Below are 14923 nucleotides of genomic sequence, written 5' to 3'. Positions count from 1 at the left end.
TTTTACCCCAGGGAATAGACGTGCGTTGGTAGTTTGCTGAGAGAGACCCCTCACCCGGCTCGCCGTTGTCGCGGCGAGCCACCCTCTCCCACAAGGGGAGAGGGGAAATCTGGTTCGCGGCCCCAGTGCTTCGCCACATCGATTGAGGCCGACAAACCGGACTCCACTTCGCCTCAAAACGTCCTAAAATCACCTCTGGGAAGGGATCACTGACATCGCATGACCGCGCCGACCGACGATCGATCGCCGAAACTGCCGCGCGGCTGGCTGCGCGCGGCCGTGATCTCGACGGTTGCGCTTGCCTTCGTCGGCGCGGCGGCGGGCTTCATCGCGTTTCTGTCGCAATTGCGCGGCGCCGAAATCGCGCCGGACCGCAAGGCGGACGGCATCGTGGTTCTGACTGGCGGCTCCTCGCGGGTCTCGGATGCGATGGAGCTGCTCGCTGCCGGCTACGGCAGGAGGCTCCTGATCTCCGGCGTGCACCCGACCTCGACGGCGAGCGACATCTCCCGGACGCTGCCGGAGAACCAGTCCTTCATGCGTTGCTGCGTCGATCTCGACCGCACCGCGGTCTCGACCCGCGGCAATGCCGCGGAAGCGCGGCGCTGGGCCGCGGGACGCGGCTTCAAATCGCTGATCGTGGTCACCTCGAACTATCACATGCCGCGCGCGCTGGTGGAATTCTCGCATGCGATGCCGGAGACGACACTGATCCCGTTCGTGGTGGTCGGCGACAAATGGCGCGAGGAGCCGTGGTGGACCTCAGCGTCCACCTTGCGGCTGCTGCTGTCGGAATATGTCAAGTACATCGCGGCCGAGCTCAGGGTGCGGCTGGAGGATTTCGGGATTGACCTTTCGCCCGAGATGTCGGAGCAGCCTTCCGGGCTGCAGCCGAAGCGGCCCGCCACCGCACAGGCCAATTGATCGGCAACTGATCGGCAATTGATCGGATCCTCGATGTTCTTGATTTTCCTGCGATCGCTCGTGTTCAACGTGCTGTTCTACACCGTGCTGGTGTGCCTCGCGATCGTGGCGCTGCCGACCTTCGCATTGCCGCCGCGCGCCATGCTCACGGTCGCGAAATGGTGGGCGAAGGCGACGCTGTTCCTGATGCGGGCGGTCTGCAACATCAAGGTGGAATTCCGCGGCCTCGACAAGATTCCGACGGGACCATTGGTCGTCGTGGCGAAGCACCAGTCGTTCTGGGAGACGTTCGTCTTGCCGGGCTTCTTCGACCGTCCGATTTTCATCCTCAAGCGTCAGCTCATGCAGATCCCGGTGTTCGGTCAATTCCTGGTCAAGACCGGGATGATCGCGATCGACCGCAACGCCGGCGTCAAGGCGCTGCTGGACATGACGCGGCGGGCGCGTGAGGCGGTGCGCAGCGGCGGGCAGCTCGTGATCTTTCCCGAAGGCACGCGCCGCGCCCCAGGCGCGCCACCGGACTACAAGAGCGGCTTCGCGCAGATCTATTCGTCCTGCGGCGCGCCGTGCCTGCCGATCGCGCTCAATTCCGGCCTGTTCTGGCCGCGCCGCACCTTCATGCGCTATCCCGGCACGCTGGTGGTGGAGTTTCTCGATCCGCTGCCGCCGGGCTTGCCCAAGGACGAGTATCTTTCCCGTGTGCAAACGGCGATCGAAGACGCGACCGGCCGCCTGGTCGAAGCGGGTCGCAAGGAGCAGGAGCAGCTGATCGGCTCGGCGCCGAGCTATGCGCCGTCGGAGAGCTAGCGGTTTTCCCGATCGTCCACCGGAGCCGGCGCGTGCTGAGAATGCGCATCACCATGCAGCATCATGGCAAGCTGATGCAATGGCGCATCGCGAAAACCTTCGGCCTCGATCGCCTTCACCGTCGCGGTCACGTAGTCGCGGTTGGCGCCCGACTGGCCGTGGCCCTGGAGCACGTGCCGATGCTGGTCGGTGAGCGACAGCCGGCCGGCATATTGCACATGGCCACGGTCGACGACATAGGCGAGCGCGGAGACGCGCTGCCGTGCGTCGTTCTCCAGCCACACCGAGCGCATGACTTCGCGATAGACCGACGTCACCTGCTCGCGCGCGCGCAAATAGGCAACGACATCGGCGCGTTTCTTTTCGGCGACGCGGAAGGCGATGCCGCGGCAGGCGCCGCCGCGGTCGAGGCCGAGCACCAGACCCGGCTTCTCCGGCGTGCCACGGTGGACGAAGGAATAGACACAGAGCGCGCGATGCTCGCCGACCAGCCGCGCCGGGACGCGCTCCTCGAATTCGAAGCCTGGCCGCCACATCAGCGAGCCGTAGCCGAACACCCAGAGGTCGCCTTTGGCAGTGGTGACGGAGGGGAGGGTGATTTCCGACATTTCGGGCACGGCTACCAGAACCGCGCCCCCAAGCGAAGCGAATTCTCCGCCTTTCGTCGCAGACTTACCTCGCTTACATTTGACAAAATCAGGGATCAAAGGGTCGCCGCATGTCCGATATGACCGTTGCCGCAGGCCGGCGCTCCCGTTGGGGCCTTTTCATCGCCCCTGTCATCCTCCTGATCCTCGCGGTGGCGTGGAGCGGCTTCTGGTTCTATGCGGCGTCGCAGGCCGAAATCGCCGCCGACGCCTGGCGCGCGCAGGAGGCCAAATCCGGGCGCATCTATGATTGCGCCAAGCGCTCGATCGCGGGCTTCCCCTTCCGCTTCGAGGTCCAGTGTTCCGGCGCCAGCGTCGCCCTGGTGTCGCAGAACGCCAGCAAGACGCCGTTCACGGCGAAGCTCGACAACATCCTGGTCGTCGCCCAAGTCTACGACCCCAAGCGCATCATTGCCGAGTTCACCGCACCCGCGACGCTCACTGACGGCGTCACGCAAAGCACCTTCGTCGTGAACTGGAGCAAGGGTCGCAGCAGTGTCGTCGGCCTGCCCGCCGTGCCGGAGCGCGCCTCCATCGTGTTCGAGGATCCCACCGTCAATCGCGTCGACGGCAGCGTGCAGGTGCCGCTCGCGCGCGCGAAACAGGTCGAGCTGCATGGACGCCTCGCGGATGGATCGCCGTCAGATCATCCCGTGATCGAGACCGTGCTGCAGATCGCGCAGGGCAGCATCCAGGGCGTTCATCCGCTGCTCGCCGAGCCGTTCGAAGCCGATACGCGGGCGAAGATCACCGGACTGTCCGACCTCACGCCAAAGCCGTGGCCGCAGCGCTTCCGCGAGATCCAGGCCGCCGGCGGCCATATCGAGATCGTGCAGTCCCGGATCCAGCAGGGCGAGATGATCGCGGTTGCGGCCGGCACGCTCGGGCTCTCGGCGAACGGCCGTCTCGACGGCGAACTGCAGATGACGGTGACGGGCCTCGAGCGCGTGATCCCCGCGCTCGGCATCGAGAAGATGCTGGAGGAGGGAGTGCCGCAGGCAACCCTCGATCGCGTCGCGCCCGGCGTGAAGTCGCAGGACCTGAACAATCTGTTCGGCGCGCTCGACCGCGCCGTTCCCGGCCTCGGCAAGGTCATCAAGCAGAACGCCAATGCCGGCGTTGCCGCCGGCATCAATTCGATCGGCACCGAGAGCACGCTGGAAGGCAAGAAAGCTCGCAGCTTCCCGCTGAAGTTCGTCGACGGCGCCGTGCTGCTCGGCCCGGTCAAGGTCGGTCAGATCCCGTCGCTTTATTAGTTCGTGAATTCATCAATCTGCCGGGCGGACAGCTCGGTCCGCCTGACGCTTCCGAAGCTGTGAACAGATCGCTTCCGAAGGGCGTCTTGTCGTCGCCGGTGACGCAACCTGCGAGGTCCTCTCCTGCGTCGGGCGAGGAGTGCGTCAGCGCGTCTGGACAGGAGACGTTCTGCCGCCCTATTGAAGACCAACTGACGGCTCTAAGGTCGCGCCCAATTATCTGAGGTTCGGGGGAAACAATGCACGCGTTGAATTGTCTCGTGGCAGCATCGCTGCTCGTCGCCTCGCTTCAGACCGCAACCGCCAAGAATGGCGAGCATTGGGTGGTGTCCTGGACGGGCGCGGTTCAGGGCCCATACCCCGTCGGCAATCCGTCTGCCCAGCCCGAACAGAAATTCGCGTTTCCCGAGCCTGCGGCCGGTGCGCGGGATCAGACCTTTCGTCTGATCGTGCGACCGGATATCTGGGGCCGTCAGGCCCGCATCCGGCTCAGCAACGCCTTCGGCACCAAGCCCGTCACGTTTGACGGCGTTTTCGTCGGCCTGCAATCGGGCAGTGCCGCGTTGATCCGCGGCTCCAACACTCCCATTACGTTCGCCGGCACGGCTTCCGTTACGGTGTCACCGGGGAATTCGGTCTGGAGCGATGCGATCGCGCTGCCGTTTGCAAAGCGGCCTGATGACCTCGCCGGCCGCCGGCTTGCGGTCAGTTTTCATGTTGCCGGCCAGAGCGGTCCGATGACCTGGCACGCCAAGGCGCTGACCACCTCCTATGTCAGTGCGCCCGGCGCCGGCGCGAAGGGCGCCCTCGAAGACGAGGCTTCCTTCCCCTATGCGACTGCGTCGTGGTTCTTTCTCGATGCGATCGAGATGACTGCGCCTGCCGATGCCTTTGCCGTCATGGCGTTTGGGGATTCGATTACCGACGGGACCGCTTCAACCATGAATGGCGACGATCGCTGGCCCAACGTGCTGTCGCGTCGCCTGAAGGCGGTCTACGGCAACAAGGTCGCCGTCGTGAACGGCGGCATCGGTGGCAACCAAATCGCAGGCCCCGCCGAATATGGTCCCGACAAACCGTACGCGGGCGGCCCCGCTTCGGGCCAGCGGCTCGATCGCGACGTGCTGTCGCTGTCCGGCATATCGAGCCTGATCTGGCTGGAAGGCATCAACGATTTCAGCAAGAACGGCAATTTTACCGCCGACCAGGTCATCGCCGCGATGAAGGACGGCGTCGCGAGGCTACGCGCAAAATGGCCACAAGCCCGGATCATTGGCGCCACCGTCGTTTCGGCACTGGGCAGCACCAGCGCGGCACATGGTTTTCCCGAGCAGGATGACAAGCGCAAGGCGCTCAACGCATTTATCCGTAGCTCGGGGACATTCGACGGCGTGATAGATTTTGATCGTGCGACGCTCGATCCGGCCTCGGGTGGCCTCAAGCCGGAGTTCGTTCCCGAAAGCACGACCGGCGGCGCCGGCGACAAGCTTCATCCCAACCGCACCGGATATCTGGCGATGGGACAGGCCATCGACCTCGATCTGTTCAAGCCGGGAAAGTTTGATCGCAGCGCGAAGCAGTAGGATGAATTCAGAGTTGCCTGTCTCCATTCATCGCCCTCAGCTGTCGTAACTCCCTCCATGCAGGTTACGAGCTGAACTCACGGCCGCTTCGCCGGATCGTGATGACCCGCCGGGAATGCGGAGCCGCAAAGTCCGCTCTCTCTCCATGTCGGCCGCACGTTGAGGCGGTCGCCCAGGCAGGAGAGATATCATGACGAAGTCCAGGCTGTTCATTGCCGCTATCGCCATCTCGACCACGCTCGCGACGCCCGCGTTCGCGCAGTGGGAATGGCAGTCGCAGGAGCCGGCCGCATACGCCTCGATGTATCCTAATGGTGATCGCAACATCTCGAATCCCACGACGCGGGAGACGATGGCATTCGTCCCCTCGCGGAAATCACCGCGCCCCACGGTGATGCGCGCGACCAAGGGCAAATAGTCGCCATCCACCACTTGCCCGTCGCGAACTGGGCCTGGTCATGCCCCGGCCGGGCCCAATGCGCATTACCTTGAACGTGGCCTTGGACAATCGCGACAGTCGCGCGTGCGGATCGGGGGCCAACGAAAATATTCCGAACAGGATCGTCAGGAAAACGTGATGCAGAAGATGCACCTCGCCGCGAATAACCGCAGCCGCATTCAAATCACTCCACACCAGGGAAGCATGCAGGCGCCGGAGACGGCGCGCGGAATCCAATCCGCTTCCCAAATGGAGGAAGCTTCAAGTGCGGATCATCAATTGCGGACTGATGCTGGGTATTCTCGCTGCCTGTTCAGGGCAGGCGCGTGCCGACGACAATGTCACAACCGAAATCCAGTCGCTGAAGGCGAAGCTGAAGGAGCTCCAGCAGCGCGTGGACTCTGAGGCGCGCAAGACGCGGCAGGTTGAAGCGCAGGCGAAGGCCGTTCAGTTACCGGCAAGTTACAAGGCGCTCGCCGCCGATCCATGTGCGGCCGGCAAGGTCTGCTACAAGGGCGTGACGTTGACATTCGGAGGCTGGGTCGATCTCACCGGCATCTACCGCTCACGCAATCTCGCTTCCGATACCGGCTCGGTCTACAACTTCATCCCCTATCAGCAGAGCCGCAATTTCAACATCCCGGAAACGCGCTTCTCCGCGCGCCAGAGCAGGTTCTCGGTGTTGGCCGAAGGCAATGCCGATGCCGACACGCACCTCGCTGGTTACGGCGAGATCGATTTCGAAGGTGCGGCTCAGACGGCGAACTCGGTGGCGACCAACTCATTCAATCCGCGCATGCGGCAGCTCAGCCTGGAACTGGACCGCACCGATCTCGGTCTTCACTTCCTCGCCGGGCAATCCTGGTCGCTCAACGCGCCGACCAAGTCGGGCATCGATCCTCGCGGCGTCGATGCGCCCGGCGTGATCGACTTCGAATCCGTCCCGGGATTTCTTGCGGCACGGCAGCCCGGGCTGCGCGTCTGGCAGGACATCGGACCGGAGTTCAAGCTGGCTGCGTCGGTCGAGAATGCCCAGACCGCGTTCTTCGGCGGCAACGTCCCGGCGGTCGGCACACCCGCCATTGGACCCCAGGGCGTGCTGAACCCGAACCTTCAGGTCAATCTGACCGGTCCCGGCGGCAGCTTCTTCAACAACCTCAACAATGTCAGTCTGAATCAGGTGCCCGACGTCACCGTCAAGGCAGCCTGGGACCCGCGGCTCGGGCCCACCAAGCTGCATGTCGAGGCGTGGGCGCTCTACCGCCAGCTGTTCGATCGCTTCAACAACGCCAACCACACCTACGACACCGGAAGCTTCGGGGGACACATCTTCGCCGAACTGATTCCGAAAACCCTCGATCTTCAGCTCTATGGCTCGCACGGCGTGCTGGGCCGCTTCACGGCAACGCCGTTCCCCGACGCGGCGGTGGCGCAGGACGGCACCATCCTCCCGCTGACGATCACGGCGGCCGCCGTCGGCCTGATCTGGCACGCGACGCCCAGCCTCGATGTCTACTCCTATGCAGGCCTCGAAAAGGCCAAGGCGAATTTCGCCAATGTTGGAACGGTGCCCTTCGGCTACGGCAATCCGCTCTACAACAACACCGGCTGCTTGACCGAGAATTCGCCGGCCGCGACCTGCAACGGAAACACCAGGGAGGTCCGGCAGATCACGGCCGGGATCTACGACACCATCTACCAGGGCAATTTGGGTACGCTCAAAGCCGGCCTGCAATATTCCTACACGCAGCGGTTCGCATTCGCCGGCGTCGGCGGCGCCCCGAAGACGGACGACAACGTGGTCATGACGCAGATCCGCTACTATCCGTTCTAGTCACGGAGCCACGCGGGCTCGTAGCCCGGATGGAGCGAAGCGCAATCCGGGAATCTTGCCTCAAGCGACGGAGGTCCCGGATTACGCTTGCGCTCCATCCGGGCTACTTCAGTGCTACGGCTTGTTGCCGAGCTGCGCATGCGGCCGGCCGAAGTCGGGCGCCGCCGAATCCTGGCCGATCTCGACAATGCCGCGGCGGATGGCGCGGGTGCGGGTGAAGTGGTCGAACAGCGCCTCGCCGTCGCCGCGGCGGATCGCGCGGGTGAGCTTTGCCAGATCCTCGGTGAAGGTGCCGAGCATCTCCAGCACGGCTTCCTTGTTGGCGAGGAAGACGTCGCGCCACATCGTCGGATCGGAGGCGGCGATGCGGGTGAAATCGCGAAAGCCGCCGGCGGAGAACTTGATGACCTCGGACTCCGTCACCTGCGCCAGTTCGTCGGCGGTGCCGACGATGGTGTAGGCGATCAGATGCGGCAGATGGCTGGTGATCGCGAGCACGAGATCATGATGATCCGGCGTCATGATTTCGACCTTGGCACCCATCGCCGCCCAGAACGCACGCAGGCGATCGGTGGCAGCCGCATCGACGCCCTCCGGTGGGGTGAGGATGCACCAGCGGTTGATGAAGAGCTCGGCGAAGCCCGAATCGGGACCCGAATGCTCGGTGCCTGCGACGGGATGCGCCGGCACGAAATGGATGCCTTTCGGCAGATGCGGCGCCATATCCCTGACGATGGCGCCCTTGACCGAGCCGACGTCGGAGATGATCGCGCCGGGCTTGAGATAGGCGGCGATTTCCTGCGCCACCGGCCCGCAGGCGCCGACGGGAATGCAGAGGATGACGAGATCGGCATCCTTCACCGCTTCCGCATTGGTCGCCACGACCTGATCGACAATGCCGAGCTCCATCACGCGTGCGCGCGTCTTCTCCGAGCGCGCGGTGGTGACGATCTCGCCAGCCAAGCCCTGGAGCTTCGCAGCGCGCGCGATCGAGCCGCCGATCAAGCCGAAGCCGATCAGCGCGACGCGCTGGAAGTGCGGGGTCGCGCTCATGTTCCGGCCATGAAGTCGCGCAGGCCCTCGACGACGAGGCGGTTGGCCTCCTCGGTGCCGATGGTCATGCGCAACGAATGCGGCAGGCCGTAGTTCTTCAAGCCGCGCAGCACCAGCCCGCGCTTGGTGAGGAAGGCGTCGGCTGCATCCGAGGTCTTGCCCTCGGTCGGGAAGTGGATCAGCACGAAATTGGCGACGCTCGGCGTCACCTTCAGGCCGAGCTTGCCGATCTCTTCGGTCAGCCAGTTGCGCCAGGTCTCGGTGAACTGCTTCGACATCGCCTGATGCGCGGTGTCCTCGATCGCGGCAACGGCAGCGTACATCGCCGGCGTCGACACGTTGAAGGGACCGCGGATGCGGTTGACCGCGTCGATGATGTGTTCGGGGCCGAACATCCAGCCGATCCGCAGCGCCGCAAGACCATGGATCTTGGAGAACGTGTGGGTCACGACCGTGTTCTCGGTGGTCGCCACCAGCTCGATCCCCATCTCGTAATCGTTGCGCGAGACGTAGTCGCAATAGGCTGCGTCCAGCACCAGCAGCACGTGCGAGGGCAGGCCGGCGCGCAGGCGCTTGACCTCGTCGAACGGCAGATAGGTGCCGGTCGGGTTGTTGGGGTTGGCGAGCCAGACCAGTTTTGTGCGCGGCGTGACGGCTTTCAGGATGGCGTCTACATCCGCGGTGAGGTTCTTCTCCGCCGCGACGACGTTCCTGGCGCCGACCGCCATGGTTGCGATCGGGTAGACCAGGAAGCCGTGCGTGGTCGAGATCGCCTCGTCGCCATGGCTGAGATAGGTGTGGGCGAGCAGATTGAGGATCTCGTCCGAGCCGGCGCCGCAGATGATGCGGTTGGGGTCGAGCCCGAAGGTGCGCCCGATCGCTTCGCGCAGCACGCGCGAGGTCCCTTCCGGATAGTCTTCCAGGTGATCCGCCACGTTCTTGAACGCCTCGATCGCCTTCGGCGAGGGCCCGAACGGCGTCTCGTTGGCCGAGAGCTTGAACACCTTGCGACCGGGCTCCGCCACCGGAGTCTTGCCGGGCGTATAGGGCGCAATATCGAGAATGCCGGGATTCGGCACTGGGCGGGACATCTTCAACTCCGGAGTGGCTTAAGCAGTTCGCGACTTACGATTTCGGCCCGGTCGGGGGCACCGTATAGCGCGTTGCGTGGCTGCCGACGAGGGCCGTGGAGCGCACCGAGGCCCCCGCTTCGATCAGGGCAGCCTTGATTTTGTCGAGGCTGCTCGTCGCGGTGACCGAGACCAGCAGCGCGGCGCCGTCGAAGGCGGTGTCGGGCACCGCCACGATCTCGGCGAGCGGCGACAGGACGCGCGCAACTTCGGCGTTCCACCCTGACACGCGTACGCTGAAGGTCTCGACCTCCGTCACCAGGGCGCTGTCGGCGACGCGCGAGACCGCGAACACCGGCAACGCCGCCGGATGGTCGGCGCGCTCGACAAAGGGCAGCCGCGCGATGATCTTTGGCGCGCCGGCTTCTTCCAGCGACAGCCACCACGGCGTGCGGCTCGAGGTTGCCGAGACCAGCGCAAGGTCGCCCTTGGATTTCGCGACGGCCTCGACCGCCGCCTGCGCGCTGAAATGCGCGACGTAGGGCACGGTGAAGCCGAAATGGAATCGCGCGGAATCGCGCATGGCGGGCTCGCTCGCCGAGATGTCGGCGTGTACCGAGAACGGCGCCTGGACATAGGTGAACGTCGCGATGATGACGCGCCAGATGCTCTCGACCGTGTCGAGCGGCAGGATGCCGCGATGACGCTGCACGAGGTCGCGCATCATGGAGGCCTCGCGTGCCGGGCGGAACGCCGAGCCGACCTCCTGGGTCTGCTTCACCTGGATCAGGCGGTCGATGATGTCGCCGCGTTGCATCAGCAGGCGATGCATGCCCTCGTCGATCGCGTCGATCTCCTTGCGCAATTCCTGGAGCGATGGTGGCGCGGGCGGACGTTGGGACATGTCTGACAGGTGCTGTTGAGAGGCGTTCCAATGCGGCTCAGTCGAGCCGTCACCGCTGTGATGGATATCCTGATTAGGCAGTCGGGGCTGCGAAAGCAAAGAGAAATGCAAAGGGAAATCGGGCCCTTTCCGCCGGCGGCGCGACAGGCGAATTTGGTCGATCCGGGCCGCGACTTGACGAAAACCGTCCAAGACGGTAGTTTTTATCCGTTCCGTGGTCATTTGAGCCGGCCGGCTTGCAGCCACGTTAAAAAACTCGCTAAACAGGCCGGGGACGCTTTCGATCCCGGCCGAACCTATCGTTCAGGCCGGGTTTTTCATGGCCTGATGTCAATGCGGTCACTTCTACGATCGCAAACGAGGTCGATGGTCAGATGGTTGGCGTCCAGTCAATTCCCAGTCCCGCGATCACTGCCGACGAGCGGTCGCACGAGGTGGATCGTCCGAGCTCGCAGGTTGCGCAGTTCGGCACGGAGCAGCCGCTGCAGCTCGATTGCGGTGTCGATCTCAGCCCGTTCCAGATCGCCTACCAAACCTACGGCGAGCTCAATGCCGATCGCTCCAATGCGATCCTGATCTGCCATGCGCTGACCGGCGACCAGCACGTCGCCAATGTGCACCCTGTCACCGGCAAGCCCGGCTGGTGGGAGACCTTGGTCGGCCCCGGCCGACCGCTCGATCCCAGCGAGTATTTTATCATCTGCTCCAACGTGATCGGCGGCTGCATGGGCTCGACCGGTCCGGCTTCGATCAATCCCGCGACGGGCAAGGTTTGGGGCCTCGATTTCCCCGTCATCACCATCCCCGACATGGTGCGCGCGCAGGCGATGCTGATCGACCGGCTCGGCATCGACACGCTGTTCGCAGTCGTCGGCGGCTCGATGGGCGGCATGCAGGTGCTGCAATGGACTGCGGCGTATCCGACCCGGGTATTCTCCGCGCTGGCGATTGCCTGCTCGACACGACATTCGGCGCAGAACATCGCGTTCCACGAGCTTGGCCGTCAGGCGGTGATGGCCGATCCCGACTGGCACCAAGGCGGCTATGCCGATCACGGCATCCATCCGCATCGCGGGCTCGCTGTCGCTAGGATGGCGGCGCACATCACCTATCTTTCGGACGCCGCGCTGCATCGAAAATTCGGCCGGCGCATGCAGGACCGCGAGCTGCCGACCTTCTCGTTCGACGCCGACTTCCAGGTCGAGTCCTATCTGCGCTACCAGGGCTCGTCCTTTGTCGAGCGCTTCGACGCCAACTCCTATCTCTATCTGACCCGCGCGATGGATTATTTCGACATCGCCGGCGACCATGGCGGCGTGCTGGCGAAGGCGTTCGCGGGAATCCAGACCCGCTTCTGCGTGGTTTCTTTCACCAGCGACTGGCTGTTCCCGACCTCGGAATCGCGCGCGCTGGTGCACGCCCTGAATGCGTCGAGCGCGCGGGTGTCCTTCGCCGAGATCGAGACCGATCGCGGTCACGACGCGTTCCTGCTCGACGTGCCCGAGTTCTTCGACATTGCCCGTGCCTTCCTGCAGTCGGCAGGCAAGGCGCGCGGGCTCACTGCCAAGACTGCTTAACAAGGACGGCTAGCCATGTCTGTACAGGAAGCGTTGCCGCTGGGCGGCCTTGCGACCGGGCAGCCCGGTGATTTTCGCGCCGACCATGTGCTGGTCGCCGAGATGGTCAAGCCGGGCTCGAAGGTGCTGGACGTCGGCTGTGGCGAGGGCGACCTGCTCCAGCTGCTGGAGACCCGCGGCATCGACGGCCGCGGCATCGAGCTGTCACGCGAGGGCGTCAACCGCTGCGTCGCCAAGGGTCTTGCGGTGGTGCAGGGCGATGCCGACACCGATCTCGTGAATTATCCCGATGACGCCTTCGACTACGTGATCCTGTCGCAGACGTTGCAGGCGACCCGGCAGCCGAAGGTGGTGCTGGAGAATTTGCTGCGCATCGGCCGCCGCGCCATCGTGTCGTTCCCGAATTTCGGCTTCTGGAAGATGCGGCTCCAGCTCCTGATCGGCGGCCACATGCCGCGCACGGAGAATCTGCCGGCAAGCTGGTATGACACCGCCAACATCCATTTCTGCACCATCAAGGATTTCGTCGAGCTCTGCGACGCGATCGACGTCAAGATGGAACGTGCCGAGGCGCTCGACCTCTACGGCCGCCCGCTGCGGCTGCGGATGCCCTGGTGGGTGTGGAATCTGTTCGGCGAGCAGGGCGTGTTTCTTCTGACGCGAGGCGGCAGGAAGTAAGATTCCCGTAGCCCGGATGAAGCGTAGCGCAATCCGGGATTCTATCCGCGGAGGCGAAGGCCCCGGATTACGCTTTCGCTCCCTCCGGACTACGCGACGGAGTGTGTGGCGACGCCTTCGCGCTAATGCGCCGGCAACGACCGCGCATCGCGCGCCGGCCATCTTCCCGCTTCCACCAGCGTGACGAACCGTTCCACCGTTTCGTTGAACAGCGCGGGCTCTTCGAGATTGAGCACGTGGCCGGACTTCGGAAACATGGCGAGCCCTGCCGCAGGCAGGTGCTTCTTCAGGAACAGGCTTGCGCCGACGCACGGATCGTCCTCGTCGCCGCAGATGATGAGTGCCGGCGTCGTGGCGGCTCTGATCGCGTCTGTCATCGTAAAGATCGAGGGACGGCCGGCCTGGAAGCCGCGCATCGTGCGCGCCGATCCCTTGGCGTCGTGCCGCGCCAGGGCGGCGTAGAAATCGGCGTGGCCGCGCGGGTCCTTCACCAGGAAGGGAATCCGGCTCGGCGCCTCGCGCGTGACCTTTGCGACTTCGGCCGAGCCGAGCATCTCGAATTGCTCCGCGTTGGCGCGGCACTGCTGGCGCCAGGCGTCGAGGTTCTCGATCTCCGAGCCTGAGCCGACGCCGGCGAGCGTCATCGACAGGGCACGTTGGGGCGCGTTGAGCCCGATCTGGAGCGATGAATAGGCGCCCATCGAGAGGCCGACGAAGTGCGCGCGATCGATCTTCAGATGATCGAGCACCGCGAGCGCATCGGTGTAGAAATGCGTGTAGCCGTAGACCTCGCCATCAGGCACGTCCGATGGCGTGTAGCCGCGCGCGGAATAGGTGATGCAGCGATGGCCGCGCGAGAAGTAGCGCATCTGCGGCTCCCAATTGGTGTAGTCGGCGGCGAATTCGTGCAGAAAAATAATTGGCGTGCCCGTGCCTGCTTGTTCGAAATAGAGCCGGCAATTGTCCTTCGTGAGGGCGTGAGGCATCCGGTTTTCTCCCAGAGGTGGCTGCGACATTGGAATGCCGTCCTGCGGTTAGCGCATACGAACCTAACACTTATTAATCATCTTAATCATCGTCCAAAATCTCCGCGACCGGGTCTTGTTCTCGCCACATCAGGATATTGATACAGCCCGCGGATGTCGGCCACCGCACGGGCCGATTGGGAAGTGGGGGTGTCAACGAAGGATGAAGAATGTTCGAGTTGTTTGCGTCTCGCCTGTCGCGCTGTGTCGTCGCGCTGGCTGTTTTCTTCGCGGCGGTCGCCGCCTTCACCTCTCCGGCGTCAGCACGATCTCATGGTCATAGCGCAGAGCGGCACGCTTACGCGCATCACGCCAGCAGATATCATCATTACCGGCATGCACGCAGTTCGCGCTTCGAGCGCGGCGCGGCGCAATTGCAGGCGAGCGGCTTCGGCAACACCTTCGCCAGCTATGACCCGAACGCCAATAGCGGCGGCATCGCCATGAGCGGCAGCGGTGGAATGGCTATGAGCGGCGGCGGTGGAATGGCCATGAGCGGCAACGCTGGAATGGTTACCAGCGATAGCGGTGGGATGACCACGCGCGCCAGCCGTCGAACCATGAGGCGTGGCGGTGGGATGGCCACTAACGCGAATGTTGGCGGCGTGGCCAATACCGCGACGAGCAGCGGCGGCTTCGGTGGCGGGTCGGGCCTCGTGTCCGAGGCACGCCGCTATGTCGGCGGCAATCCGACCGGCCGCGGCAGCCTGTGGTGCGCGCGCTTCATGAACATGGTGCTTGAAAAGACCGGTCACCGTGGCACCGGCTCCGACATGGCGAACTCGTTCGCGCATTACGGCACGCGTGTCTCCGGTCCTCAGGTCGGCGCCATCGCGGTCATGTCGCGCGGCGGCCGGGGCGGTCATGTCGGCATCATCACCGGCGTCGATGCGCAGGGCAATCCGATCATGATCTCCGGCAACAACGGCAACCGCGTCCGCGAAGCGCCGATCTCGCGCGGCCGGATCTATGCCTATGTGATGCCGAATTGAGGCGCGTCATTGCGAGCGCAGCGAAGCAATCCAGAATCCCTCGCGGAGACAGTCTGGATTGATCTTCCCCCAAAAAAGTGGACATGGATCAAGCCGATTTTAGCTCCATCTCGACCGGGCTGATATAGCCGATG

The 14923-nt window shown here is 64.2% G+C and carries 14 protein-coding genes and 1 riboswitch; of the genes, 9 read left to right on the top strand and 5 right to left on the bottom strand.

The features are described 5' to 3' along the window. The first annotated feature begins 219 nt into the window (after positions 1-219). On the top strand, positions 220-924 hold the full coding sequence (locus tag AC0L3K_RS21350; protein ID WP_354199937.1) for a YdcF family protein: 705 nt from the start codon (positions 220-222) through the stop codon (positions 922-924). 33 nt (positions 925-957) lie between these two features. Then, entirely contained in the window at positions 958-1731 is a 774-nt protein-coding gene (locus tag AC0L3K_RS21345) for a lysophospholipid acyltransferase family protein (RefSeq protein WP_007597306.1), read from the top strand. Here AC0L3K_RS21345 and AC0L3K_RS21340 read toward each other — a convergent pair. After that, positions 1728-2339, bottom strand: coding sequence for a gamma-glutamylcyclotransferase (locus AC0L3K_RS21340; RefSeq protein WP_007597305.1), 612 nt, complete (start codon positions 2337-2339; stop codon positions 1728-1730). The genes AC0L3K_RS21345 and AC0L3K_RS21340 overlap by 4 nt on opposite strands. Before the next feature lie 110 nt (positions 2340-2449). Between AC0L3K_RS21340 and AC0L3K_RS21335 the strand changes: the two genes are divergently transcribed. The 4 genes from AC0L3K_RS21335 to AC0L3K_RS21320 all read left to right on the top strand — a co-directional run bounded on the left by AC0L3K_RS21335 (position 2450) and on the right by AC0L3K_RS21320 (position 7490). Beyond that, the gene (locus AC0L3K_RS21335; RefSeq protein ID WP_354199936.1) at positions 2450-3634 is read left to right on the top strand and encodes a DUF2125 domain-containing protein; all 1185 of its coding nucleotides are present in this window, start codon (positions 2450-2452) and stop codon (positions 3632-3634) included. 239 nt (positions 3635-3873) lie between these two features. After that, positions 3874-5217 carry a GDSL-type esterase/lipase family protein gene (locus AC0L3K_RS21330; RefSeq protein ID WP_354199935.1) on the top strand — a complete coding sequence of 448 codons (1344 nt, stop codon included), beginning with the start codon at positions 3874-3876 and terminating at the stop codon, positions 5215-5217. A 190-nt stretch (positions 5218-5407) separates the two neighbouring features. Continuing rightward, the gene (locus tag AC0L3K_RS21325) at positions 5408-5635 is read left to right on the top strand and encodes a hypothetical protein (RefSeq protein WP_007597301.1); all 228 of its coding nucleotides are present in this window, start codon (positions 5408-5410) and stop codon (positions 5633-5635) included. A gap of 286 nt (positions 5636-5921) precedes the next feature. Continuing rightward, entirely contained in the window at positions 5922-7490 is a 1569-nt protein-coding gene (locus AC0L3K_RS21320; RefSeq protein ID WP_354199933.1) for a hypothetical protein, read from the top strand. A gap of 114 nt (positions 7491-7604) precedes the next feature. On the opposite strand, the gene AC0L3K_RS21315 is transcribed toward AC0L3K_RS21320, so the two are convergent. From AC0L3K_RS21315 to AC0L3K_RS21305, 3 genes are read right to left on the bottom strand one after another with little or no spacing between them, the layout of a single operon-like run. Beyond that, entirely contained in the window at positions 7605-8543 is a 939-nt protein-coding gene (locus AC0L3K_RS21315) for a prephenate/arogenate dehydrogenase family protein (protein WP_007597298.1), read from the bottom strand. After that, complete coding sequence (hisC, locus tag AC0L3K_RS21310; protein WP_219680453.1) at positions 8540-9634, bottom strand: histidinol-phosphate transaminase; 1095 nt, start codon at positions 9632-9634, stop codon at positions 8540-8542. Before hisC ends, AC0L3K_RS21315 begins: the two co-directional genes overlap by 4 nt. A gap of 34 nt (positions 9635-9668) precedes the next feature. Beyond that, the gene (locus tag AC0L3K_RS21305; RefSeq protein WP_354169066.1) at positions 9669-10517 is read right to left on the bottom strand and encodes a chorismate mutase; all 849 of its coding nucleotides are present in this window, start codon (positions 10515-10517) and stop codon (positions 9669-9671) included. Positions 10518-10721: 204 nt separating this feature from the next. Further along, positions 10722-10801, top strand: a riboswitch (SAM riboswitch). A 90-nt stretch (positions 10802-10891) separates the two neighbouring features. Between AC0L3K_RS21305 and metX the strand changes: the two genes are divergently transcribed. Then, on the top strand, positions 10892-12094 hold the full coding sequence (gene metX, locus AC0L3K_RS21300) for a homoserine O-acetyltransferase MetX (protein ID WP_007597295.1): 1203 nt from the start codon (positions 10892-10894) through the stop codon (positions 12092-12094). Between the two features lie 15 nt (positions 12095-12109). After that, on the top strand, positions 12110-12772 hold the full coding sequence (metW, locus tag AC0L3K_RS21295) for a methionine biosynthesis protein MetW (RefSeq protein ID WP_007597293.1): 663 nt from the start codon (positions 12110-12112) through the stop codon (positions 12770-12772). Between the two features lie 122 nt (positions 12773-12894). Here metW and AC0L3K_RS21290 read toward each other — a convergent pair whose 3' ends face one another. Next, positions 12895-13758, bottom strand: coding sequence for an alpha/beta fold hydrolase (locus AC0L3K_RS21290; RefSeq protein WP_354169061.1), 864 nt, complete (start codon positions 13756-13758; stop codon positions 12895-12897). Between the two features lie 209 nt (positions 13759-13967). Here AC0L3K_RS21290 and AC0L3K_RS21285 point away from each other — a divergent pair, with 209 nt between their 5' ends. Then, complete coding sequence (locus tag AC0L3K_RS21285) at positions 13968-14789, top strand: TIGR02594 family protein (protein WP_354199932.1); 822 nt, start codon at positions 13968-13970, stop codon at positions 14787-14789. Positions 14790-14923 lie beyond the last annotated feature (134 nt).

Source organism: Bradyrhizobium sp. MI1.10, assembly GCF_055811035.1.
This window is presented reverse-complemented; position numbering and strand designations above follow the sequence as displayed.